The sequence below is a fragment of the Ruegeria sp. AP7 genome (genome assembly GCF_056539905.1).
The window spans coordinates 33,938-57,131 of the sequence record NZ_JBQFVT010000017.1 but is presented as its reverse complement, the minus strand read 5'-3'; the positions used below and the strand labels follow the sequence as shown (position 1 = coordinate 57,131).

At 52.2% G+C, this 23,194-nt stretch carries 18 protein-coding genes and 2 pseudogenes; 12 read left to right on the top strand and 8 right to left on the bottom strand.

What is annotated here, in order from left to right; genetic code table 11:
- The first annotated feature begins 3 nt into the window (after nt 1-3).
- From ACR0KN_RS20650 to ACR0KN_RS20640, 3 genes are all read left to right on the top strand, one after another.
- The gene (locus ACR0KN_RS20650) at nt 4-4,671 is read left to right on the top strand and encodes a MupA/Atu3671 family FMN-dependent luciferase-like monooxygenase (protein WP_480656202.1); all 4,668 of its coding nucleotides are present in this window, start codon (nt 4-6) and stop codon (nt 4,669-4,671) included.
- Entirely contained in the window at nt 4,668-5,369 is a 702-nt protein-coding gene (locus tag ACR0KN_RS20645) for a 4'-phosphopantetheinyl transferase family protein (RefSeq protein WP_480656200.1), read from the top strand. The genes ACR0KN_RS20650 and ACR0KN_RS20645 overlap by 4 nt, the downstream gene beginning before the upstream one ends.
- An 86-nt stretch (nt 5,370-5,455) precedes the next feature.
- On the top strand, nt 5,456-6,310 hold the full coding sequence (locus ACR0KN_RS20640; RefSeq protein ID WP_480656198.1) for a hypothetical protein: 855 nt from the start codon (nt 5,456-5,458) through the stop codon (nt 6,308-6,310).
- Between the two features lie 65 nt (nt 6,311-6,375).
- On the opposite strand, the gene rfbA is transcribed toward ACR0KN_RS20640, so the two are convergent.
- From rfbA to ACR0KN_RS20615, 5 genes and pseudogenes are all read right to left on the bottom strand, one after another.
- Complete coding sequence (rfbA, locus tag ACR0KN_RS20635) at nt 6,376-7,242, bottom strand: glucose-1-phosphate thymidylyltransferase RfbA (protein WP_480656196.1); 867 nt, start codon at nt 7,240-7,242, stop codon at nt 6,376-6,378.
- Between the two features lie 3 nt (nt 7,243-7,245).
- Nucleotides 7,246-8,124 (bottom strand): dTDP-4-dehydrorhamnose reductase, encoded by an 879-nt coding sequence (gene rfbD, locus ACR0KN_RS20630; RefSeq protein WP_480656194.1) that lies wholly within the window; start codon nt 8,122-8,124, stop codon nt 7,246-7,248.
- Nucleotides 8,121-9,161, bottom strand: a complete 1,041-nt coding sequence (gene rfbB, locus ACR0KN_RS20625; protein ID WP_480656192.1) for a dTDP-glucose 4,6-dehydratase — start codon at nt 9,159-9,161, stop codon at nt 8,121-8,123. The genes rfbD and rfbB overlap by 4 nt, the downstream gene beginning before the upstream one ends.
- On the bottom strand, nt 9,161-9,727 hold the full coding sequence (rfbC, locus tag ACR0KN_RS20620) for a dTDP-4-dehydrorhamnose 3,5-epimerase (RefSeq protein WP_480656190.1): 567 nt from the start codon (nt 9,725-9,727) through the stop codon (nt 9,161-9,163). The genes rfbB and rfbC overlap by 1 nt, the downstream gene beginning before the upstream one ends.
- Nucleotides 9,728-10,027: 300 nt before the next feature.
- Nucleotides 10,028-10,123 (bottom strand): annotated as a pseudogene (locus ACR0KN_RS20615) (IS6 family transposase); the annotation flags it as partial.
- A gap of 213 nt (nt 10,124-10,336) precedes the next feature.
- Here ACR0KN_RS20615 and ACR0KN_RS20610 point away from each other — a divergent pair.
- The 3 genes and pseudogenes from ACR0KN_RS20610 to ACR0KN_RS20600 form a co-directional block, all read left to right on the top strand.
- On the top strand, nt 10,337-10,789 hold the full coding sequence (locus ACR0KN_RS20610; protein ID WP_480656188.1) for a recombinase family protein: 453 nt from the start codon (nt 10,337-10,339) through the stop codon (nt 10,787-10,789).
- A gap of 67 nt (nt 10,790-10,856) precedes the next feature.
- Nucleotides 10,857-11,279: a hypothetical protein gene (locus tag ACR0KN_RS20605; protein WP_480656186.1), complete on the top strand. Its 423-nt coding sequence runs from the start codon at nt 10,857-10,859 to the stop codon at nt 11,277-11,279.
- Between the two features lie 97 nt (nt 11,280-11,376).
- A pseudogene (locus ACR0KN_RS20600) lies at nt 11,377-11,610 on the top strand (tyrosine-type recombinase/integrase); the annotation flags it as partial.
- Nucleotides 11,611-11,868: 258 nt separating this feature from the next.
- Here the strand turns inward: ACR0KN_RS20600 and ACR0KN_RS20595 are convergent.
- Both ACR0KN_RS20595 and ACR0KN_RS20590 read right to left on the bottom strand, forming a co-directional pair.
- Complete coding sequence (locus ACR0KN_RS20595; protein ID WP_480656184.1) at nt 11,869-12,894, bottom strand: ParB/RepB/Spo0J family partition protein; 1,026 nt, start codon at nt 12,892-12,894, stop codon at nt 11,869-11,871.
- A 137-nt stretch (nt 12,895-13,031) separates the two neighbouring features.
- The gene (locus tag ACR0KN_RS20590) at nt 13,032-14,438 is read right to left on the bottom strand and encodes an AAA family ATPase (protein ID WP_480656182.1); all 1,407 of its coding nucleotides are present in this window, start codon (nt 14,436-14,438) and stop codon (nt 13,032-13,034) included.
- 429 nt (nt 14,439-14,867) lie between these two features.
- Here ACR0KN_RS20590 and ACR0KN_RS20585 point away from each other — a divergent pair, with 429 nt between their 5' ends.
- From ACR0KN_RS20585 to ACR0KN_RS20560, 6 genes are all read left to right on the top strand, one after another.
- A complete protein-coding gene (locus ACR0KN_RS20585; RefSeq protein ID WP_480656180.1) occupies nt 14,868-15,881 on the top strand; it encodes a replication initiator protein A in 1,014 nt (337 codons plus the stop codon).
- 552 nt (nt 15,882-16,433) lie between these two features.
- On the top strand, nt 16,434-17,081 hold the full coding sequence (locus tag ACR0KN_RS20580; RefSeq protein WP_480656178.1) for a VPLPA-CTERM sorting domain-containing protein: 648 nt from the start codon (nt 16,434-16,436) through the stop codon (nt 17,079-17,081).
- 339 nt (nt 17,082-17,420) lie between these two features.
- Nucleotides 17,421-18,926 carry a VPLPA-CTERM-specific exosortase XrtD gene (gene xrtD, locus ACR0KN_RS20575; protein ID WP_480656176.1) on the top strand — a complete coding sequence of 502 codons (1,506 nt, stop codon included), beginning with the start codon at nt 17,421-17,423 and terminating at the stop codon, nt 18,924-18,926.
- A 20-nt stretch (nt 18,927-18,946) separates the two neighbouring features.
- Complete coding sequence (locus ACR0KN_RS20570) at nt 18,947-19,240, top strand: hypothetical protein (RefSeq protein WP_480656174.1); 294 nt, start codon at nt 18,947-18,949, stop codon at nt 19,238-19,240.
- Nucleotides 19,227-19,544, top strand: coding sequence for a hypothetical protein (locus ACR0KN_RS20565; protein WP_480656172.1), 318 nt, complete (start codon nt 19,227-19,229; stop codon nt 19,542-19,544). The genes ACR0KN_RS20570 and ACR0KN_RS20565 overlap by 14 nt, the downstream gene beginning before the upstream one ends.
- Before the next feature lie 26 nt (nt 19,545-19,570).
- The gene (locus ACR0KN_RS20560; protein WP_480656170.1) at nt 19,571-20,926 is read left to right on the top strand and encodes an oligosaccharide flippase family protein; all 1,356 of its coding nucleotides are present in this window, start codon (nt 19,571-19,573) and stop codon (nt 20,924-20,926) included.
- A gap of 144 nt (nt 20,927-21,070) precedes the next feature.
- On the opposite strand, the gene ACR0KN_RS20555 is transcribed toward ACR0KN_RS20560, so the two are convergent.
- On the bottom strand, nt 21,071-22,483 hold the full coding sequence (locus tag ACR0KN_RS20555) for a hypothetical protein (protein WP_480656168.1): 1,413 nt from the start codon (nt 22,481-22,483) through the stop codon (nt 21,071-21,073).
- Nucleotides 22,484-23,194: the final 711 nt, after the last annotated feature.

Genomic DNA, 23,194 nt, shown 5'->3' with positions numbered 1-23,194 from the left:
TATATGCCCTTTTCAGCCCTGTTGATCGGTCATGAATCGCTGCTTGTGCAATGCGGCGCAATGCTGCTTGAGGCGGGTCACAACATCCGAGGTGTTGTGACCCGCAATCCGGATGTGCGGGATTGGGCTGAAGGGCAATCACTGGTGGTTCACACGCCGGGCCCAGATTTCACTGACCGACTTGCCAATACAGAGTTTGACTGGCTGCTCAGTATCGCTAACCTTGATCTTCTGCCACAAGGACTTCTGGATCAGGCCCGGAAAGGCGCAGTCAATTTCCATGATGGGCCCCTGCCCCGCTATGCCGGGCTGAACGCGCCGGTCTGGGCGCTTTTGAATGGAGAAACCCAACACGGCATCAGCTGGCACTTGATCACAGGCGGGGTGGATGAAGGCGACATTATCACTCAGCGCCATGTAGATATCAGCGCAAACGATACAGCATTGACGCTCAACACCAAATGCTATGGCGCTGCGATGGACAGCTTTCCCGATGTCATTGCAGCGCTGGAAGCGGACATTCCCAACCCACATTCTCAGGACCTGAGCCAGCGCAGCTATTATTACCGCGATGCGCGCCCTGAGGCCGGAGCGCAGATTGATTTCACTGCACCAGCCACACTGATAAACACCCTGGTTCGCGCCCTTGATCACGGGGATTATTGGAACCCGCTGGCCTGCCCCAAGCTGGATACGGGCGATCAGGTCTACCTGGTTGGCCACGCCGAGGTTCAATCATCGGAACAGGCCGCACCGGGTACAATTTTGGCCCGCGATGTGGAAAGCCTGACCATCGCCACCGGGCAGGACGCCATCAGATTAAGCCAGTTCAGAGACTGTTTTGGCGAGGAGATCACGGCAGCCGACATCGCCCCGGATTGCAATGTGCTCCCCTTGTTCGGTGCCGCAGACCGGGCCGAGCTTACCGTCACGCTCACCCCCGTAGCCAAAGCGGATATTTACTGGCGGGAAGTCCTGGAAACGCTGCAGCATTCCGATCTGCCGTTGATTGAACGAAATGCACCCGCATCCGATGTGATTTCACACGCCGTGAATGGGAGCGCCACCTTTGAGAAAGCAGCCACTGCGCTGGCCGCGCTTTTCCTGCGCCAAGGGGGAGGTGATACTCTGAATCTGGCTCTATCTCTGCCCGAAACGGCCTCAGGCTATATCAGCGACTGGGTGCCAGTCACCGTGTCATCGGGTAATATCATGGTAGAGCTACAAGCCGGGCTTACACAGGACATCACTGCGGCCCGAGCACGTGGCGGGTTTTCCATTGACCTGCCCGCGCGTCTGTCCCGGTCCAGAGATGATCATTTTGCTATGCCGCAGCTTGGCTTGACGGATACAAACGCAGAGCTGATCCCCGGCACCAGCCTGACCCTGTCGCTTTTAGAGGGTCAGTTTCAGCTCTGTGCCGACAGTGGCCATATCAGCGCCGAGGCGCTGGCCCTGATCGCCGCCCGGCTTGAGGCCATCATGGCACAGTTGGATACCCCAGAGACGGCTGGAAAACCCATCCGCGATCTATCCCTGATGTCTGAAGCCGAGCGGGTGAAAATCCTGACGGAATGGAATGCGACCGACACGGACTATGATCACACGACCTGCATTCACCAGCACTTTGAAACCCAAGTCGCCCGGACGCCCGACGCCACTGCGCTGGCTTTCGAAGATCAAAGCTTTAGCTACGATGCCTTGAACCGTGCGGCCAACCGGGTTGCGCATGTTCTGCAGGATATGGGGGTTGGTCCCGGCACTTTGGTCGGGTTGCATGTCAAACGCTCGCCGCAGCTTGTGATCGCAGCTCTGGGTATTCTCAAAGCTGGCGGTGCCTATGTGCCGATGGATCCCTCTTACCCGGCGGATCGCACTGCGCTGTATCTTCAGGATAGCGCCGCACCCGTTGTCATCACCGAGACCGATCTCGCCCGGAACTTGCCGGAATCCGGGGCGCAGCTACTGTCAATCGATGCGGATCCGCGCCTGTCTGCTGCGGCTGACAGCAACCCCGACAGCACCGTGAGGGCAGATGATCTGGCCTATGTGATCTATACGTCAGGTTCGACCGGACGACCCAAGGGCGTGATAATCGAACACCGCAATGTGTCGAACTTCTTCACCGGCATGGATGGGCGTATTTCACATGACCCGGCAGGTGTCTGGATGGCAGTCACCAGCTTGTCCTTCGATATTTCCGTGCTGGAGTTGTTCTGGACACTGGCCCGCGGCTTCAAGGTTATTCTCAGCGATGATGACAACCGCGCCCTTGTTGCTGGCGACAGCACCCCAGCGCGCGGAAGCACTGGGCGTGGTATGGATTTCAGCCTCTATTACTGGGGCAATGATGACGGTGTCGGGCGTGATAAATACAAATCCCTGCTAGAGGGGGCAAAATTCGCCGACAAGCACGGGTTTTGTGCTGTCTGGACACCCGAGCGTCACTTCCACGCATTTGGCGGTCCCTATCCGAACCCATCAGTCACTGGCGCAGCCGTCGCAGCCGTCACCGAGAACCTATCGGTCCGCGCGGGTTCCTGTGTCGCCCCCCTGCACCATCCGGCCCGGATCGCCGAGGAATGGGCCATCATCGACAATCTGACCAACGGACGCGCGGCGCTGGCGATCGCTTCTGGCTGGCAGCCTGATGATTTCGTTCTGCGCCCGGAAAACACCCCGCCGGACAACAAGCCGGCCATGCTGCAATCCATCGATATCCTGCGCAAACTCTGGAAGGGAGAGCCCGTCGAGTTTCCAAAGAAGTCCGGAGAAATGCACGCTGTTGTCACTCAGCCCCGGCCCGTCTCAAAGACGCTTCCGGTGTGGGTCACTACAGCAGGCAACCCGGCAACCTGGAAAGAGGCTGGTGCGATCGGCGCGAATGTCCTGACCCACCTTCTGGGGCAGAGCGTCGATGAAGTGGCAGAAAAAATCGGACTCTATCACAGCGCATTACGCGAAGCAGGCCATGACCCGAAGGACCACACAGTCACCCTGATGTTGCATACATTCGTCGGAGCGGATCGTGAAGAGGTACGCGAAGTGGCGCGCGAACCGATGAAGGATTACCTGCGCTCCGCTGCCGGATTGATCAAACAATATGCCTGGGCCTTCCCCGCCTTCAAGAAACCCGAGGGCGTCAGCAATGCGTTCGAACTGGACCTGGGCTCGCTTGAAGAAGAAGAACTTGAGGGCATTCTTGATTTCGCCTTCCTGCGGTATTTCGAAGACTCCGGTCTTTTTGGCACGGTCGAAGACTGCTTGGCGCGCGTCGAAGAGCTCAAGCGCATTGGCGTGGATGAGATTGCCTGTCTGATCGACTATGGCGTCCCGGTGGATCAGGTGCTTGAGGGGCTTAAACCTCTGGCCGAGGTTCTGCGCCTGTCCAATCAGGATACCGAACCAGCCGAAGATGATTTTTCGATCGCGGCACAAATCCATCGCCACAAGGTCACGCATATGCAGTGCACTCCCAGCATGGCACAGATGCTGGTGATGAATGACGAGGCCCGTCAGGCGATGGCGCGCCTCAAGCACATGATGATCGGGGGCGAGGCGCTACCCGGCTCACTGGTTTCGGAATTGGCCGGGATCACCTCGGCACATGTTGAGAACATGTATGGGCCGACCGAAACCACCATCTGGTCGACGACTGAAACTGCAACTCCGGTGTTGGGTACGGTCAATATCGGTCGACCGATTGCCAATACTCAGGTTTATGTTCTGGACGAAGATCAAAACCCACTACCCACTGGTGTCGCGGGTGAGCTTTACATTGGCGGTGCTGGCGTTGCCCGTGGGTACTGGCAGCGTGAAGACTTAACGGCCGAGCGTTTTGTGCCTGACCCATTCTACAACCAACCCGGTGCTCGGATGTACCGGACCGGTGATCTGGCGCGCTGGCGTCCCGACGGGCGGCTCGATTTCCTTGGCCGGGCAGATCATCAGGTCAAGCTGCGCGGATACAGGATTGAACTGGGAGAGATCGAAAGTGTTCTGGATGTCCAATCAGGCATTCGCCAGTCCGTCGTTATGGCCCGCGAAGACACTCCGGGCCTGACCCAGTTGGTAGGCTATCTGATCGCGGATGGCGACCTGAATGAACGGGCGCTGCGGGATACGCTGACCGGACAACTGCCCGAATTCATGATCCCCGCACATTTCGTTACGCTGGACAGCTTTCCACTGACGCCCAACAAGAAAATTGATCGTAAGGCGTTGCCAGCCCCTCGACCCCGCAAGGCCGCTCCAACCACGCAGACCCAGGTGGTGCAAACCGCCGACCTCGCACCCGCAGCAGCATCGGGTGGAACGGCTGTTCGACAGGTTGCCGCGATATGGTCCCGGATTCTGGGCATTCAGGATATCGGCCCGCGCGACAATTTCTTTGACCTTGGCGGGCATTCACTACTGGCCGTACAGGCGCATCGGGAAATCAAGAAAGAGCTAAATGTTCCGGGTCTCAGCATCACGGATATTTTCCGGTTCCCAATGTTGGGTGTACTAGCTGCCAAGATCGAAGAAAAAACAGGTGGTGTAACTGGAGCAGATGCTACTTCAGAGGCCAGCCAGACAAAGGAAGCATCTGTCCAATCCGACAAGGCGACAAAACGTAGTGATGCCATGTCGCGTCGACGTGAAATGCGCGCCCGCAGACGGTCGCTATGAATCGGTTTGCAACGATAAAGGCTGAGCTTCAGCAAATACTCGGCCCTGATATTGGTATCGGTGTGACCGACCCCAAGGCGCCAGGCGATACCCTGTTACCCGAGGAAGAATCTGTAATGGCGTACGCTTTGGAAAAGCGTAAGTTAGAATTCACTTCGGGGCGCGTCGCCGCGCGTCAGGCGATGCGGGATCTCAATCACGCTCCGAAAGCCGTACCACTAGCCTCGGACCGCAGTCCGATTTGGCCAGATGGTTTGATGGGGTCTATTACACATAGCAATGACGTCTGCATCGTGGCTGTAACGGAACGCGGCTCCAAATACGGAATCGGCATAGACATCGAGCCAGACACTCCTTTGGAATCCAATCTCGAAAATTTCATCTGCACCCCATTTGAGCGGGCCTGGCTGGATATGCAATGTACGGATCGGCGCGGCCATTTGGCCAAGCAGGTATTCTGCATGAAAGAAAGTATCTACAAAGCACTCTATCCGCTGACTCAGCAGGTGATCGGATTTGACAAGGTGGAAATAGAACCACCGCTTGAGAACATCACCCATTTTGTTCTGAAATCTGGGGATAGAGCGAAAAAGATCTCGATCGAAACCAAATTGGCCACCATTGGGGATAGTATCTTCACCTACACCAATCTCATGGAAACCCCATTCCTGTCAGAACATGGTAACAAGTCTCAATGACGAGAATTGGGCGCTATATTCCTGCTTTCGCTTTGCTTGCAGTAGCCGCCATAGCCGGGGTGGTGCGATTTGGGACAGTAAAACCAATGGATACTGAGGCTTTTAATGCGCTCTATAACCTACCCGCCCCTGCCCCAATCGAACCACAGAACGTATTTCATCTGGGCCATAGTCTTGTCGGCCCTGATATACCGATGATGCTGATGCAACTCGCTGGGGCTGAGCACAACTACAGCAGCCAACAGGGTTGGGGCACACCATTGATGGCACATTGGGAACCTGAAGAAACCATCAACGGGTTCGAGCTTATAAATACGCCCTCAGAATACACGAATGCCAAAGAAGCAATCGAAAGCGGTAACTACAATACGCTGGTCCTAACTGAGATGGTCGAAATACGTGACGCCATCAAATATTTTGACAGTGCAAAATACCTACATAAATGGGCACAACTCGGCAGGCAGTCCAATCCGGATATGCGTATCTACCTGTACGAAACATGGCACGCTCTGGACGGAGAAGAAGACTGGCTGGAACGCCTCGACAAAGATCTGGAGCGTTATTGGGAAACAGAAATTCTGCGGCGCGCAGTGACTTACGAGGAGCAATCGCAACCCGTCTATATCATTCCAGCCGGGCAGGTCATGGCACAGTTTGTGCGAGAGGTTGAAAGTCGTGGTGGTGTTGGACCCATCAGAGATCGCGAAGATCTGTTCTCCGACAACATTCACCTAAGCGACTATGGTGTCTATCTCATCGCCCTGACCCATTATGCTACATTGTATCAGACATCTCCGGTCGGCTTACCTTATCAAGTGACAAAGGCTGATGGGTCTCCCGCAGACAATCCGGGCCTCGAGGCTGCACGGCTGATGCAGAAAACCGTTTGGGATATCGTGTCACAAAATAAGCGCACTGGGGTTCCTCAGAACGGCAGCTAAGCGGGCGCGGCAGGAGGATGGGATCGGTCACCTGATGATTGCACCGTTCGTATGAGCCATAGAGCTCAATTCAACAAGTTTTTCAGATACGTGCCATATGTAGATTTGGCGAATAACCGAGCCCGTTCCTCTAACGCTGCATCACCGATCCAGCCGTTGGCCCAGGCGATCTCATCAAGGCTTCCGGTTTGCATCCCTTGTCGGTCCGTAAGTGTGCGCACGAAATTCCCCGCATCCAGCAGGGACCCGTGCGTACCGGTATCCAGCCAGGCAAAGCCGCGACCCATGGTCTGAACATTCAGCTGACCCTCGTTCAGATACATCTCGAGCAGCGATGTGATCTCAAGCTCGCCACGTTCGGACGGCTGGACTTGACGGGCGTGGGTTGGCGCATCTCCGTCGAGGAAATAGAGCCCGGTCACTGCATAACTCGAAGGCGGCACTTTCGGCTTCTCAATGATGCCCCGTACTTTCTGATCCTCGAAATCAACTACACCATAGCGTTCGGGATCGGCGACGCGATAGGCGAACACTGTCCCGCCGCTCTCCTGTGCATCGGCAGCATGCAGCAGATCCGGAAGGCCGTGGCCGAAGAAGATATTATCGCCCAAAATCATCGCTGACGGAGCACCGGCCAGAAAATCCTCGGCCAAAGTATAGGCCTGTGCCAGACCGTCAGGCGATGGCTGGGTAATCCAGGTCAGCGACAGACCATATTGGCTGCCATCGCCCAACAGACGTTGGAATTGTTCCTGATCCTGTGGAGTCGTGATGATCGCGATCTCGCGGATCTGCGACAGCATGAGCACGCTCAGAGGATAGAAGATCATCGGCTTGTCATAGATCGGCAGCAACTGTTTCGAGACCGCCATGGTGATTGGGTATAACCGGGTGCCAGAACCGCCGGCCAGAATGATACCTTTGCGCTGCATGATCTATCCTTCCAAAGCAGGGCTACCTGTGACCTTCAGCTCGGTCAGCACCTGGGCTAGGCCTGCTTTCCAGTCAGGCCGTCCGAGCCTGTAAATGTCATTGAGCCGCGAACACTCCAGCCGCGAATTCAGCGGTCTGGGGGCCGGGGTCGGGTAATCTGTTGTCGGAATATCGGTGATCTGAGTGGCCAGCCCCGCCTGCGAGACAATTTCGCGCGCGAAACCTGCCCAGCTGACATCGGGTGCGCCGGAATAGTGAAACAGCCCGCCTTCGGCCTGCCCTCCGGTTTTGGCCATGGTCAGCAACGTCTCGGCAATATCAGCTGCTGGGGTCGGCCCGCCGATCTGATCCGCCACGATGGTCAGCCTATCACGACTCTCGGCCAGCCTCAGGATGGTTTTGACAAAATTGTGCCCGTGGGCCGAAAACACCCAACTTGTCCGCAGGATCGCATGCCATCCCCCTGCTTGGGCGATTTGGTGCTCTCCCTCCAGTTTGGTTTGGCCATACACACCCAGCGGACCGGTCGGGTCTTGGGCAGTCCGAGGCGAGGCCCCTGCCCCGTCAAAAACATAGTCGGTCGAGATATGCAGGAAAGGCAAATCACGCTCTGCCGCGGCACGTGCCATGGCACCCGGCGCATCCCCATTGATCCGCTGGGCCAGCCCGGATTCATCCTCGGCCTTATCGACCGCCGTGTAAGCGGCAGCGTTGATGATTACATCGGCATCCGTGTTTTGAATCGCATCCGTACAGCTCTGTGGGTCCGACAGGTTGGCTTGAGACCGATCCAGCGCTGCGACCGTGACGCCATGCGCCGATGCACGCCGGCGCAGTTCCGTGGCGACTTGCCCGCTATGTCCGAAGACCAGTGCCTTCATCCGGCCACCCCAAGCCGCTCTCCTACACCGCTGCGGTCCTGCAGAGCAGCCAGCCATGCGCCATTGTCCAGATACCACTGAACCGTCTGCTCTAGCCCGGTTTCAGGCGTGTAAGAAGGGCGCCAATTCAACTCGTTCCGAATACGGGCTGGGTCGATGGCATAGCGACGATCATGACCGGGGCGGTCAGTGACAAAGGTGATCAGATCGGCGTAGGGCGTTTTGCCCGGCTTCAACCGATCAAGTATCGCGCAGAGCATTTTGACCAAATCGAGATTGGTCATCTCGTTCTCGCCGCCGATATTGTAGCTGCGGCCCAGCTCACCCTTTTCCAGCACCAGCAGCAGCGCCTTGGCATGGTCTTCGACATGCAGCCAGTCGCGGATGTTGTCGCCAGCCCCGTAGATCGGGATGGGTTTGCCGGACAGCGCGTTCAGGATCACCACCGGGATCAGCTTTTCCGGAAACTGGTAGGGGCCGTAATTGTTCGAACAATTGGTCATCACCACCGGCAGGCCGAAGGTTTCATGCCAGGCCCGGACAAGGTGATCTGATCCCGCCTTTGAAGCCGAATAGGGTGAATTGGGCTGATAGGGGCTGTCTTCAGTGAAGAACCCGGTTTCACCCAAGGAGCCAAAAACCTCATCGGTCGAGATGTGATGAAAGCGGAACCTCTCGGGTCGACCCGCGTCGATCCAGTAGGCGCGAACGGCGTCCAGCAGAATGTAGGTGCCGGTCACATTGGTGTCGATAAAGGCTGCGGGGCCATCAATCGAACGATCGACATGGCTTTCGGCGGCCAGATGCATGATCGCATCGGGCTGATGCCTGCGCAGAATGGCAGTCATCGCAGCTGCGTCCCGAATGTCTGCATGTTCGAAAGCATAATCCGGCGCATTTGCAACCGAGGCGACATTATCCAGACAAGCGGCGTAGGTAAGAGCGTCGACGTTGACGGCCGAGTGCCCTTCGGCAATCGCGCGACGAATAACAGCCGAGCCAATAAAGCCCGCACCGCCCGTGACCATAATTTTCATCAACCATCCTCAATCGTAAACGGAGTATCTATGTCTCGCAAAAATGGGGCTGCTTTATCTTTATCCGACAATTGCGGTTCTGCCATATCTAGCGGCCAATCAATTCCAATATCGGGATCATCCCACCGAATGGCGCCTTCTGTTTCCGGCGCATAGGTGTCAGAGCATTTGTAGATGATCTCGGTTTCCGGCTCCAATGTCATGAAGCCATGGGCGAATCCGGCTGGTACAAACATCATCCGACCATTCTCGGAACTGAGCTCCTCTGCAACCCACTGGCCGAATGTGGGCGAGCCCTTTCTGATATCCACGGCCACGTCAAACAGTCGCCCCCGCCCACAGCGCACCAGCTTGGCCTGCGCCCTTGGCGGGGCCTGAAAATGAAGCCCCCGCACCGTGCCGACGGTATTGGACAGAGAGTGGTTATCCTGTACGAAAACCGTCGCAATGCCTTCTGCAGCAAAACCGTTCACGTTATAGGTTTCTTCAAAAAACCCGCGTTGATCACCGAAGCGTTTGGGCGTGATCGAGATCACCTCCGGGATTTCAAGAGGTACCAATTCCATAGTTACAAATCTCGTTCCATCATGTGATGCCGCCATCCTCTGGTGGTCATGTCATGACTGTTCCTGCAAGTTCAAGCGATTGTCGATACTACAATCTATATTATCCCGCAAAGAAACCATAGAGTGGTGAGGTGCCGCGAAGCACGAGCTACCCGGTCTAACTGATGCTTTAGATCAACGCTTTCGCGCTGTTCGTTGCAGGTTGCAGGTTGCAGGTTGCAGGTCAGAAGTTTCACACCGATGTGCATTATGCAAGCGTTTCAAATGACTTTGAAAAGCACTGGACTTTCTGAATCACGTGCTGAGGATCTTCCGTTTCACCATCACGATTGGGATAGGGTAACCAAAGTCTTTCAACATCTTGTTGATGGCTTCAATACCGGCCGTGTTGGTGCCGAAAGTTTGCGACAAAGCCCTAACACACGATCTGATCGAAGCCTGGGTATTTTTCGTGTGTTTTTGACGGAATGGAGTTCCTTGAACTTTCTAAGATGTAACCCCCCATTTTGATTTGCGCGCAATATTTAGCACTTTTGCCCATTACTTTTGGTGCATCTTCAAATTCACTATTACATCCGATAAGTATCGCTTATCATGATTGATTGAAATTTGCCGCGAAGCGGTGCAGAATGCGGGGCCAGCCTGGAAGGGCGGCCTGAGCTCAACAACATTCTCGACTTCATTCACTCCGGAGAAACGCTGGTCGTCACGCGGATCGACCGGCTGGCTCGCAGCCTCAGCGATTTACAGACAATCGTCACCCACTTGAAATCCAAGGGTGCGCATCTGGCTGCAACCGAACAGCCCGTGGATACCTCTACGGCAACCGGCAAGGCCTTCTTCGATATGCTTGGCGTCTTTGCCGAGTTCGAAACCAATCTGCGCCAGGAGCGCCAGGCCGAGGGCGTTGCTGCCGCAAAACGGCGCGGCGTTTACCGCGGACGGACCCCAAAAATAGACATGGCTGCCATCCAGGTAAAACTGACCGAAGGGCTCTCTCCCACCAAAATCGCCCGCGAAATGGGGGTTCGCGCGGAACTGTCTACAAAGCAAAGGCTCTGATGTGAAAAAAAACAAGAGGCGGTCGCGGCCCTTGGCCACAATGCGGTCAAGACACCCCGACACGAACGTGTCATCTTCCAGGGTCGCTCCTCCGCGCGCTTTGACACCGCAGTTATGTGACCGTCTACGCCGTGACCTCATGAAGGCATGTCGAGATGCGGCACAAGCCCATGGTCTTGTCGTCGAAGGAAGCGATCTGAGCGAGATCGATCTGCGGCATGGTTTCGAAATCGGCCTTCGCGTCGGTATTCCAATGGAAGACGGCGCTCTCTATTCGTCGGACAAAGCACTGTTCGAAGTGCTCGCACCACATTTTGGGCTGGAGCCCTCCGACTACGGGCGCACCTTCTCAAGGCAGAATGAACGCTATCGAATCGTGGGGATCAATCCCAATCGACCAAAATATTCAATCAGTGCCGAGCGGGTCGCGGATGGGCGCGGATTCAAGTTTCCGGCCGACAACGTCGCCCTATACCTGAAGTGTCCATAGCCATTATTAGTTCATGATATGTTCCGCAAAAAGCCCAGATATGCAGCTTCGGGCCAGTTAGGCCTCTAAGGCAGATCGTGTACTCAAACGACGCCTATCTCCGGATGCCGTCTACCAGATTGTGAAACACCGGCTGCAGCAAGCTGGGTTGCCTAGAGATTTTGCCTCGCCCCATGGGTTGCGCTCAGGTTTCCTGACACAAGCAGCCTTGGACGGGGCTCCAATCCAGGCCGCCATGCGTCTGTCCCTGCATCGCTCCCTCACGCAGACACAAAATTATTATGATGACGTGGACATTGCTGAAAACCCGGCGACGGATTTGCTAGGTTGAAAATAGAGACGGCGGATGCCACAAACGATTCAACACACTGATATTATTTTTGGTTTCCAAGCTCGATATTCTCACTACCACATGCCTCAGAAAACTGGTTATGCACCCTATGATTTTGTTTTCTTTTGAATGAAGTAATGGGGAGAGCATATGGAAAATGTGTTTCAGTCCGCCCGCCTAGGGAAGTATCCTCAATCATCCTGACTTTGGAACCAGCTTCTTCGTGTTTGTACTGCAAGATATTTAGCATGCAAAACACTAGTCGATCTGAGATTTCAACCACTCTTTTAACCGGTCGATGAATCCAGCATCTAGGTTAGTACCACTCAACACCAGTTTCTGCCCCTGCTCCGCGTGTTGAATACAGATACCACCTATTACTTCGGCAGGTCTTGAACTGTTTTTTGGGGTCGACTTATGGATTGGCTTATCGCGACCAGCCTCAGCGATCTGATCAGCCAAGACCCTCGCTTCAGCATCGGTATTTTTTGGCGGATTTTTTTTCAACCTCTGGGAAATTCGGTCACCCAATCTCATATCTTCTTTGAGGGCTTTGGATAGCGCCAATCCTAACCGTTCGGGTATTGCGGCCGCAAATCGCAAGTCTGCATCAAGCGCATGGTAGATCACAATAAAAGACCCTATTTTTGACCTTTTGGCACGGCTGGCGGTCGAAAATAGCCCGCGCAGAGCCGATGCCTCGTCCGGATAAACCCCCTGCTCGACCGCGCGCGCCGCAATACGCGCACGCTCATAGTAACTGAGTCCAACACGGATCTCGTTCTCCTCGACCATCGACAGATAGGCGTCCGAAGCATTCTCAGGACGTCTGAGCAATGCCTGAACAGTTGCAAACCGATCATCGCCCGTTTCCGCATACAGCGCCTTCAGCGCGGTCAGCCGACGCCAGCCAGAGATCAGGCCGTACCCATCTTCGGTCAGTTTGACCACCTCAATCGGAGTCTGTTGGCCGCGGGCGCGCAGGCTTTCAACTAGGGCTGACATCTCATCCCCATCCACCACAATTCGGTCGCGCACCAAATATGTTTCCTCAATGGTTGTCAGCGGTATCTGCTGCACCAACCGCCCTTCGGCCCGGGCCGAGCGTATCTCAGAGCTCAAGTCGTCCACGGCGGCCTTCAGCGCCGTATCGCTGGCAACCTGCGCTATCGGCGGTACAGAGAGTGCTGGTGGAAACATGGATTTTGTTTCAAGTGTCGCGCCCGGGGCCTCTTCAGGCAGATAATCAGCACGGGCGGGGGTCAGCCGTTTGCGTTTTGCCATGTCAAATCCTCCTTATCTGCCTGTGATAGCCTTTGTTCTGCTCAATCCCGTTACTGCGACGTACGGTGCACCGCGTGGTTTGCAGAGCGAAAGAGAGTGTTTCGCGCGCGAAACATTTCCTGGGCAGGGTAGGGCGGTCATACCGCCACCTCAGACTGATTTTCAGCCCGCAACGCCAGTTCCTCGCGCCGCCAGACGCCCAGCACCAGCCGCTTGAAGGCAGCATAGGTCTCATCAAAGGTTTCGCGCCCGCGGGCATAGGTCTCGCGATTGAAATCCCGGTAATCAGCTTCATAGATGCCGTTCACCTGCTCTCCGGCCTGACCGATCAGCGCGGTGAATTCTTGCCGGTGGGGCGACAGGGCGCTGCCCAGATAGGATTGCATCAACCCGGCCAGTTCCGCCTGTTGCGTGCCGTCATAGCGGGTGATGACCGTGCGCACCGCATCCCATTCAAAAGCCATTTCATCGCGTCCCAGTGCGCGCGCGGCCATGTTCTCACCCTCCTCAATCGACTGAAACGTCGAATGGAGCATGTCAAAAAACCGCCCCGTAGAATCGAACTCCAGGAACGAGGCGCCCATAGGCACCAGCAGAATATCGGCCGCAGCCAAGCCGTTGATCGTCAGATAACCAAGCGCGGGAGGGGTATCGATGAAGATCAGATCATATTCATCCAGAATACCATCTGCCTCCAGTGTTTCGGTGAGTGCATCCCACAGTTTCCAACCCCGGGCCTGCATCCGCCAGACCGGGATCTGGAATTCGGCCCAATAGAGGTTCAGCTGTGCTCCGATCAGATCGATATTGGGCCAGTGGGTTTTCTGGATCAGGCTGCGTGCGCGGGTGTCCAGCGCCTCCATCAGGGTATCATCGATAGGGTGTGGGGGCTCGCCCCGGTCCAGACGCCCCTGATTTTCGCGGCGCAGGTATCCGGCATAGTGGCGGGCCAGTAGGGGAAACACCGTTTGCCATTCATCCGTGACCTTGCCGCCAAAGATAGACGTCATTGATCCCTGACTATCCAGATCGATCACCAGCACCTTGTAGCCGTCCAGGGCTGCCGACATAGCCAGGTGTGCGCAAGTCGAGGTCTTGCCGACGCCACCTTTGAAATTGGCGACGGACACCAGCTTGGCGGGTAATCCTTCGGGTCGATAAGGGCGATACTCTTTGGCCTTGGACCCTTCCGAAGCAAAATGAGTGCGAAGCCGCAGCACCTCATCCAGGGTAAACCATTTGGCTCCACCTTCAGATTCCGATCGGCCCTGCGACAAATCCGGGTTGGCCTTTAGGACTCGGCGAAAATGGGGTGCGGCAACCGGGATCAGATAACGGGTGATTTCCCAAGTGGAAAACAAACGCAGTTGTCGCGCCTCCCCATATTCGAGACCTCGGCTTGCAAGGTCTTCGCGTCCCTGGGCGCAAGCACTCGCAATGGCTGCAAAGCTGGCTGTAGTAGAAGGGCTCCCCAGTTCTGCAAGAGCGGTGTCTGGATCAATGTTGAAATAGGGTGGAAGCCTGTCTTTCGAAGATATCGCCATGTGTCTTTTGCTCGATATGCTGTGTTTTCACGATTGTAACACAAAACATAGCATATGGAAGAACTACCGGCATCAACCGATATTTTCTAAGCAAATCAAAGGATTGTACTTATGGAAAATGGTTTGTTTTGAAGAGGCATAAATTTTTTTTAGTTAAAATAGGGTTATTTGTTAGTTACAGATTGTCGGCTTTCTTCATAAAGCATTGAAAAATAATGCATTTATTGCCTTTCTTTGTGTCCAAGTGAATCTGATCCCACGATCAAGTGACTCTGATCCCACGTTAGACCGACTCTGATCCCACGATCCTGCGCTTTACCTAGCCTGTGGATAACTTTAGGGTAAGCGTCAATAAAACCACGAAAAAAGATTCGAGCAGGTCAGGGGCAGAGATATGAGCTGGAGCACTTCAGTTCTGATTGATTTTTCATGAGTAGGAATGTGCCCGTTGGCGCAGGAGGGTTGCTGCCGGATCGGTATCCGACTGCGGATTTTTTTGTCTGTGACATCTTCGATGCGCTGCCCAAAACGGATATGGGATCGATGGAACATCCAATGTTCTCGCTCTCCACGCGCCCGGATCGACGCATCCTGAATTATGAGCATAACGGGGTGGAAATCACCGTCACGCCTTCTGTCCGGGGTCTGGCGACGATCCACGATAAGGACATCCTTATTTTCTGTATCAGCCAGCTGATGGCGGCGATCAACGCGGGCAGGGCAGTCAGCCATGTCGTGCATCTGAAAGCACATGACCTACTGGTGGCAACCAACCGGGAAACCAGCGGTGACGGCTACAAACGGTTGCGCGAGGCGTTCGAGCGCCTCGCAGGCACGCGCATCACCACCAACATGGTGACCGGCGGGGTTGAGACAACCACAGGGTTCGGCCTGATCGAAAGCTGGGAGATCGTGCGCCACACGCGGGCAGGGCGGATGGTCAGCGTTTCGGTCAAGCTATCGGACTGGCTGTTTCGGGCGGTGCTGGCCAAATCGGTCCTGACACTCAGCCGCGATTACTTCCGCCTGCGCAAACCGCTGGAGCGGCGGATCTATGAACTTGCGCGGAAACATTGCGGACGGCAGCCTGAATGGCGAGTGTCGGTCGAGACGTTGCTGAAGAAGTCGGGATCGGCTTCGCCGCGCCGGGTGTTCCGTAAGATGGTGCGGGATATGATCGCCGCCGATCACTTGCCCGATTATCACCTTGAAGAGGAGCCGGGCGATATTATCCGCGTCAGCCGCCGCGGTGTTGTGGTGGAGGTGGAGGACAAGCTGCATCTAAAGCCAGAGACATTACAGACTGCTCGCCAACTGGCCCCGGGGTGGGATGTGTATGCGCTTGAAAGTGACTGGCATGCGTGGTGGGTCCGCAGTGGACGCAGGCCACTTAGAAGTCCGGATAAGGCGTTTCTCGGCTGGGTCAGAAAGGCGATTGAATGAGTCTATTGGCGGGCAAGCCGGGCGCCATCTGAGGTCTTGCTTAAGAATAACATCCGAATAATGGGTAGTAGAGTCAGGCAAATCATTCCTGCGATCACATAGGTCAGCAAGGATATCCAAATGCCATATCCAGCCAGCAAGGTTCCAATGCCCGCAAGCATTCCGAATGACAAACCTAACAGAAGTGCCCCAACCACTGTGCTGCCCTCAAATTGCCGGTTGCATACAAACCGACCGTTGAAGGCACTCTAATACGCCAAGAATCTGGGGTGCTAGCTAATACGCGTTAGAAGCCCGTAAATGGCGGGGGCTTGCCTGTCGTGAGCGGCACTTCGCCTGACGGGCGTGGTCGTATCAAAATCGAATCGAAGCTCGCAACCAGTGGATGTATTCATAGCTATTCGTGGTTATTGTCTCCGCTATGGAAACCATAGAGCAACACAACACAGCTTTTCGTGAATTGTGTCAAAATCATGGTGACTGGTGCCCAGCTACATGCTAGCAAAAGTTGGATTTAATTAACTTGTGCTTGGTTATGTGAAAGGTTCGGGCATGAATAAATTTTTAGCTATTTTGTCCGTGGCGGTACTAGCGGCGACAGGCGCGCAGGCAGTGACCGTAAACCTATACGGTTCTGACGGTGGTGATGCGACGGTCATCGGAAAGACCGCGACTTTCAACAAAGACGGTATTTCCGGTACGATAGAAGCTTTCTCGACATATACGGGGGCTGTTCCTCAGATTACCACCAACACCTATGGGCTGGGCGTTCAGAACGGGCCCAATGATGTGGCATATTACCCAGGGAACGGCACGTATGCAGCGGGTGATTATGCTTCATTGGGTGGTGAGATTGACGGCCGCTATCAAGACGACTGGCTAACGTTTACCTTTGATACGGCCGTACGATTGGTTTCCTTAACACTCGGAAATTTCAATGGTGCGGCTCCTTGGAATGACAATGCTTATATAGGCGTTGACGGTGGTGCGGAAACACGCATCAGCACATGGTTCCATTCATTTGGCGACGTTATCGCTACGTCTTTCTCGGTAAGTGCGCGTGATTACGACGATGAGTTTCTCGCTTACAGCTTTGAGGTGGCACCGATCCCCCTTCCTGCTTCGTCTTTGCTGTTGGTAGGCGGTCTTGCCGGATTTGGCGTCATGCGTCGGCGTAAGAGAAAGACTTCTGTTACGTAAACCTGACCATAAACATACGTGATTCTTCAAAGCGGTTGCTAAATGTGATCGGCTTTGTTTTTTAGATGGGCAAGGTAGATTGCGTGGGTGTTCCCGCTCTCTGCAAGTTAAACCTGTTGGAAATGACTGTTGCTCAAACATCATCTTGTAACCATCACTTGATTGCAAAAGATGCAGACAAAGGGGCAACTTCGCAGTAACTTGTCTGTGGCTGTTTTATAGAGTTTTACGGTATTCAAACGCACTATGGCGGTATCAGACAACGCATTACATTTAACGGCTGTAAACAGACCCTTCTGGAGCGCGTCTTCCCTATGGGGGATAGGCCTTCTGATAATCATGATCATCGGGGCCTCTGTGTTTTTCTGGGTAGGCATCGAGGAATTGTGGCGTGCGTGGCAATTACCCGAATACAGCCACGGGCCGCTTATTCCGGTTCTTTCGGCTTTTTTGTTCTTACGCGAACTTAGGCTTGTTCCCCTTAATTACGGTCCTGTGTCAGATCGCTGGCCCGGCGTTGTAGTATTGATCTTTGCTTTGCTTCTGGGCGCGATGGGGCGACTGCTTGGGATTGGTGATCTTGCGGCCTATGGGCTGATCCTATGGGTGGCGGCCGTTTTGCTGATCAGCTTTGGCTGGCATACAGGACGGCAGTTCTGGCCGTCGGTTCTGCACCTTGTCTATATGCTGCCTTTACCCGGTGTGCTTTATTATGGCGTGTCGACCTGGCTGCAGCTCATCTCCTCTGAGCTTGGGGTGTTCTTTCTCGATCTGATACGCGTACCTGTTTTCTTGGATGGCAACATCATCGATCTGGGGGTCTATCGCCTGCACGTGGCCGAAGCGTGCTCGGGCTTACGCTATCTCTTCCCTATCCTGAGCTTTTCCTATATTTTCGCCGTACTTTATCAAGGACCGAAATGGCATAAGGCAGTGCTACTGATTTCGGCCGTACCCATTACCGTGCTGATGAACTCTGTGCGTATTGCTGTGGCAGGGTTCATCGTGAATTCCTATGGGCTGGAATATGTCGTCGGGTTTTCGCATTTCTTCGAAGGTTGGGTGATCTTCATTATCTGTGTGCTCATCCTCTTTGCCCTGGCCTGGGTTCTGGCGCATCTGCGCCGGGACAAGGTGTCATTGGTCGATGCGCTGGATCTCGAAATTGACGGACTGTGGCAACAGATTGGGCGCATTAAGCTGATCCAGCCGTCCCGGGCCTTGATCACGGCCACAACATTGGTGGTTGGCCTGACCGGTATCTGGCAAGTGATCCCCACTCGTGAGGTCCAGATCATTGATCGAGATCCTTTTGTGCTTTTCCCGTCGCAGCTAGGGGATTGGCAAGCCAGTGCTCCCAAAGCGTTGCCTCCGGATGTTGAACGAGTTCTGGCTGCCGATGATTATCATTCGGTCACGCTGGAGCGTGTGGGCGAGGCTGCGCCGGTGGACCTTTTCATAGCCTGGTATAAGGATCAGAATACTGGAGGAGTGCATTCACCCGAGGTCTGCCTACCCGGTGCTGGCTGGGAGATCGCTTGGCTTGAACAAGTGGTCGTTTTGGCGGATGGGCAGAGCTTTCCCGTAAACCGCGCTATCATTCAGAAAGGCGTAGATCGCATGCTAACCTATTTTTGGTATGAGCAACAGGGAACGCGTGTTGCCTCGGTGTTTCAGGCAAAATTACAGCTTCTTAAGGGTAAAGTAAGCAATGGTCGAGTTGATAGTGCTCTCGTTCGTGTGATCACAAAAATCGGTCCGGATGAAGATGACGAAACTGCGGAGATCAGATTGCGACAAAGCTTGTTGGAAGTTATCAGCCCACTTAGTCGATTTGTGCCCTGAATATGATAGCGGAAGTTACGATGCAAGATTCATTACATCATAACTATGCGATAGGATGCTGGTCGAATGATCCTGAAATTTTAGAGAGTAATTTAAAGCAGTCCCCGATCATTCACTCCGGAAAATGGCCTTTTTACATCGAATTCAACTCCCTCTCAGCGGCCCTTGGATATAATAATCTGTTAGACAGAATAGACTCAATGATAGTTATTCTGGCGCATAATGGCGTCTATTTGCCAGAAGGCTGGGACAAACTTCTGGCTGCCCGCATCAAAGAAGCTGAATGTAAGGTTCTATGGCATGGATATTGTTGAGTCGGTTCTCTTAGAGGGTTATGGAACATGGAACGTTCCCATACCTTTGGTACACAACGACGGTTTCCACGCCGCTTTGGGTCCAGATTTTGACGCCTGCTATCACTATATTCGAAAGAAGTGGCATGCTAGATTGCCCCTTCTCTCACCGATTGTCAAAGTTTCATTGCATGGTTTGCACTTAACAAAAGGACGAATACGCAATCGTCAGCATTTTGCTGCCAAAAAGATGTTAGCACTTTCAACGGTGACGAAGCCTAAAACCTACGCGGAGCGTTCCGGGTGGTTAAGCTTCGCACCCTAAGTTCAACAACCTGATATGACATACTAATGATAGCGGTTCTGAAGGCCATTTCTGGGTCAAATCTAAAGGCTCGTTTCATACGCAGTTCCTTCTGGACATTGTCAATACACTTGACTTCACAAGTGATCCGACTTGGCTCTAACCTAATTCTTACACGCCTTCTTTATCCAGAGGCCTTCGGTCTTATGGCACTGGTTATGGTATTCATTATCGGGTTGGAAATGTTCTCAGACGTTGGAATAACCCCATCTATCCAACGTAGCGAGAATGGGGACGATCAAAACTTCTTAGATACGGCTTGGACTTTGCAAATCATTCGCGGCTTTTGTCTTTGGGTGTTTTGCTGCCTTCTAGCATACCCCATTTCGGAGTTCTATAATGAACCCTTCCTATTTGAAGCTCTCCCGATCGCAGGTATTTCGCTTGTGATTGCAGGATTCAAACCTACTCGCATGATTAGTGCGACACGCCATCTCAGAATGGGCCGTTTAGCAATCCTAAGTCTAATAAGTCAAATAATTGGTGTGTTAATAGCTATTTTTCTTGTATGGAATTTGCGATCACCTTGGGGATTAGTGGTGAGTGGGGTTATTGCATCGGCGCTCAATCTTATAATAATGACTGTATTCTTGCCCGGCACCTTGAATCGACTATGCTGGGATAAAGCCGCGTTACTAGAGCTTTTTAAATTTGGCCGATGGATTTTATTAAGTACATTCTGCGCATTTTTTCTTACTCAGGGTGATAAAGCGATCTTGGGAAAGTATTTGAATATTGATATTTTGGGTATATACAATGTTGGTTTTTTCCTTGCTACATTTCCAATCGCATTGGCCATGTCTCTGACTGGAAGAATATTGGTTCCCCTGTATCGGGAACGTCCTCCAACCGCTTCAACCGAGAACTTTAAGGCGCTGCGGAAGATGCGCTTTGCCCTAACCGGAGGAACGTTCACATTACTATTGCCCTTGATGTATTTTGGAAGCGAGCTGGTGGAAATACTGTACGATAATCGGTTTTTTTCTGCAGGAGCTATAGTTATCGTATTGGCGTGCATTCAAATTCCAAATGTTGTAAGCATTACTTATGAGCAAGTAATATTAGCGGCAGGTAATTCACGTATCTATTTTCTACTGCAGCTTTATAAAGCGATTTTCTATGTCCTCTTATTGTGGTTTGGTGTTAGAATTGGAGGGTTGCCTGGCGCGTTGATAGGCCTTTCGCTGTACTATTTTTCCGTATATCCAGCGATAGTTTTGATCGCAAATAGGTACGGCGCTTGGGATTGGTCGCACGATTTTTTTTGGCTGACCTTGGGTATACTGGCTAGTGCAGGAGGAATTATGTGGAACTACGATTTCTTGTATAGAAGTTTATACTAATCCGCTTTTCAGCTACAATACAGTTGATCATGTCCTCGACATAGTTGAATCTATGCTTCTAAGTGGGTTGTCTAGTTGAAATTTTATAGGTTGACGTGCGAACATTCTGAATGGTCGTTGGGCCAAAGTAATCATTAGTTAACTTTATTCTCGTTTCTTCCTTTTGACTTTCTGACTGACAAAGGCAGATTTTGAGGATCTGATTTGGGGTGAATTATTCTGTTCACTATATCCCATAAGCGCTCCCGCAATCATAAAAGTCAGAGGCGTTAGAGTAGCATTTGGAATAAGGTCAATCAAATTTACTGTCAATATTACGCATAGTCCGCTGGTCGCGACTGTTACATCCTTTTTTAACCTTAAAGCTAAAACAAAGATAGGAAGGCACAATAATCCAAATTGTGAGATGTAGCCTAACCAGCCAAATGAGCTAATTGCAATTATCCATGCACCATCTGTAATACTAAGGTTTCTGCCTGTTTCTGTATCGTAAATTAGCCCTCGCCCCCAAAGACCCCATCCAGCCAGTGGCTTCTCTTTTGCCTTTTCGAGTAGTGTGTTCTCATTATCAATTCGGGTTTTGAATGAGCTCCCACGGTCCTCATTTACATGCAGTGCGAGTTGATAAACAGTTTCCACTGGTGCTAAATTTGCACTGCGTAGAATGGGATAAAACAAAACGCATATCGCAACTACAGCCGAAATTAGTCTTTGTGTGCGAAGGGTTGAGAGTAATATAATAGGAAGAAATATAACTGTAAGCGAAAATGCACCGAGTGTTTTAGAGAGAAAGAGTACGGAAAACAGCCACAAGATTATGAAAAGTAAACGAGGATTTATATGTTGTTTTCTGAAATTACGCCATATTGTTGCAGCCGCCAGAACCGCCATTGAAATAAAAATACCAACCCAAAGACCATGTTGAAGAAAAACGATAGGACGGTATCCACTGCCTCGTATATGCTGCGCAAAACTATGTGGAAAGTATCCGTATACCCATACGTTCAGTTGTGGACTCAAGCGAACTTCAATTAAAATCAACAATGAGTAAATGAGTCCGCCAATAACAAAAGAACGCAAGAGTAACAAGTGATCTTCAGCGCTGGCTAAATACCGACGTGCCAAAAGAAAGGGGATTATAGTAATCAGCAATAAGATGATCATACCAAAGATATCGTAGATACGTAACCCCGGGATATATAGGTTGGGAAGTAATATCGGCTCCGTATTTTCAAGCACCGTAATGACTGGCGTAACAAGGAACAGACAAAGAAGAATAATCAACAACTTTGATGATTTTTTTCTAGGTACATTATTTTCAAATTTTCTGAATAAAAATACGGCGATTACGGTAAAGACGCTAGGCACCAGAGTTTTGCTGATTGGTGGAAGAAGGGGGAGATCTATTGATAATCCTGTAGGTAAAAACAGATAGCCCGCCAAAATCGACCAGATAATCGCAGATGAACGAGGCAATTTATGAAATAAAATGAAGATAACAATAGGCCATCCAAATAGTGCACAGTAAGCTAAAATATTGGGGTTAATGATTGTCATTTATGCACTTACTTAGAGTATGCTAATTTGGGTGCATCACCTACTTGATTGCACATTTAATAAATTCCGACGTATGTTGAATCTCATGCTTCGATGCAAAAAGTCTAGTGCTGAATAGCAATTTAGACTCCAAGCTAAAGAATCAGTTTTTCACGTTACCTATCGGACCTCTTGACCTTTTGTAAGGTGGTTGTAATTCATTGATAGCGAGAAAACTGTTTCAATTCAACCAAAGTTACCTCTGATTGCTCCGTTAATCGGATTTTGTCGTTACTCCAACAGCATTAGGTCTCAGTTGACTAGATCTGATTTAGTGCTTCTAATCTACAAATAGGTTGTCTATTTTTTCAATTATTCGAGATTCCACCAGTTTTCAAGCACCTATACTTCAGCACCTTCGATATCCATTTTTACAAGTGCAATATTACAACCGAGTTTTTCTATGAACTCGTGGAAGTCGATTTTGTCTATGGAAAATGTCTAGGCACTGTCTTCTTACCAAAGCACCGATTGGTAAATGCCATTGCCTGCTGATCTAGCGGCGTTATCGCCCTTAAAACCCAGATCCCGCTGAGATTTTATTGTACAGTTTTTGCTGCCGACTGCAGCTTGATGTAGCGCTACATTTGGAAAAGTTTAGTTTCAGATTTCAGTTGTTCATTTTTTCTTTGCAGACATGTGAATTGGAAATATCTACCTTTAATTAGTTCG

Excerpts from the sequence above, each read along its gene's own strand:
- ACR0KN_RS20650 (WP_480656202.1), top strand. The coding sequence starts at position 4 with ATGCCCTTTTCAGCCCTGTTGATCGGTCATGAATCGCTGCTTGTGCAA.
- ACR0KN_RS20645 (WP_480656200.1), top strand. The coding sequence starts at position 4,668 with ATGAATCGGTTTGCAACGATAAAGGCTGAGCTTCAGCAAATACTCGGC.
- ACR0KN_RS20640 (WP_480656198.1), top strand. The coding sequence starts at position 5,456 with ATGGATACTGAGGCTTTTAATGCGCTCTATAACCTACCCGCCCCTGCC.
- rfbA (WP_480656196.1), bottom strand. The coding sequence starts at position 7,242 with ATGCAGCGCAAAGGTATCATTCTGGCCGGCGGTTCTGGCACCCGGTTA.
- rfbD (WP_480656194.1), bottom strand. The coding sequence starts at position 8,124 with ATGAAGGCACTGGTCTTCGGACATAGCGGGCAAGTCGCCACGGAACTG.
- rfbB (WP_480656192.1), bottom strand. The coding sequence starts at position 9,161 with ATGAAAATTATGGTCACGGGCGGTGCGGGCTTTATTGGCTCGGCTGTT.
- rfbC (WP_480656190.1), bottom strand. The coding sequence starts at position 9,727 with ATGGAATTGGTACCTCTTGAAATCCCGGAGGTGATCTCGATCACGCCC.
- ACR0KN_RS20595 (WP_480656184.1), bottom strand. The coding sequence starts at position 12,894 with ATGGCAAAACGCAAACGGCTGACCCCCGCCCGTGCTGATTATCTGCCT.
- ACR0KN_RS20590 (WP_480656182.1), bottom strand. The coding sequence starts at position 14,438 with ATGGCGATATCTTCGAAAGACAGGCTTCCACCCTATTTCAACATTGAT.
- ACR0KN_RS20585 (WP_480656180.1), top strand. The coding sequence starts at position 14,868 with ATGAGTAGGAATGTGCCCGTTGGCGCAGGAGGGTTGCTGCCGGATCGG.
- ACR0KN_RS20580 (WP_480656178.1), top strand. The coding sequence starts at position 16,434 with ATGAATAAATTTTTAGCTATTTTGTCCGTGGCGGTACTAGCGGCGACA.
- xrtD (WP_480656176.1), top strand. The coding sequence starts at position 17,421 with ATGATCATCGGGGCCTCTGTGTTTTTCTGGGTAGGCATCGAGGAATTG.
- ACR0KN_RS20570 (WP_480656174.1), top strand. The coding sequence starts at position 18,947 with ATGCAAGATTCATTACATCATAACTATGCGATAGGATGCTGGTCGAAT.
- ACR0KN_RS20565 (WP_480656172.1), top strand. The coding sequence starts at position 19,227 with ATGGATATTGTTGAGTCGGTTCTCTTAGAGGGTTATGGAACATGGAAC.
- ACR0KN_RS20560 (WP_480656170.1), top strand. The coding sequence starts at position 19,571 with ATGATAGCGGTTCTGAAGGCCATTTCTGGGTCAAATCTAAAGGCTCGT.
- ACR0KN_RS20555 (WP_480656168.1), bottom strand. The coding sequence starts at position 22,483 with ATGACAATCATTAACCCCAATATTTTAGCTTACTGTGCACTATTTGGA.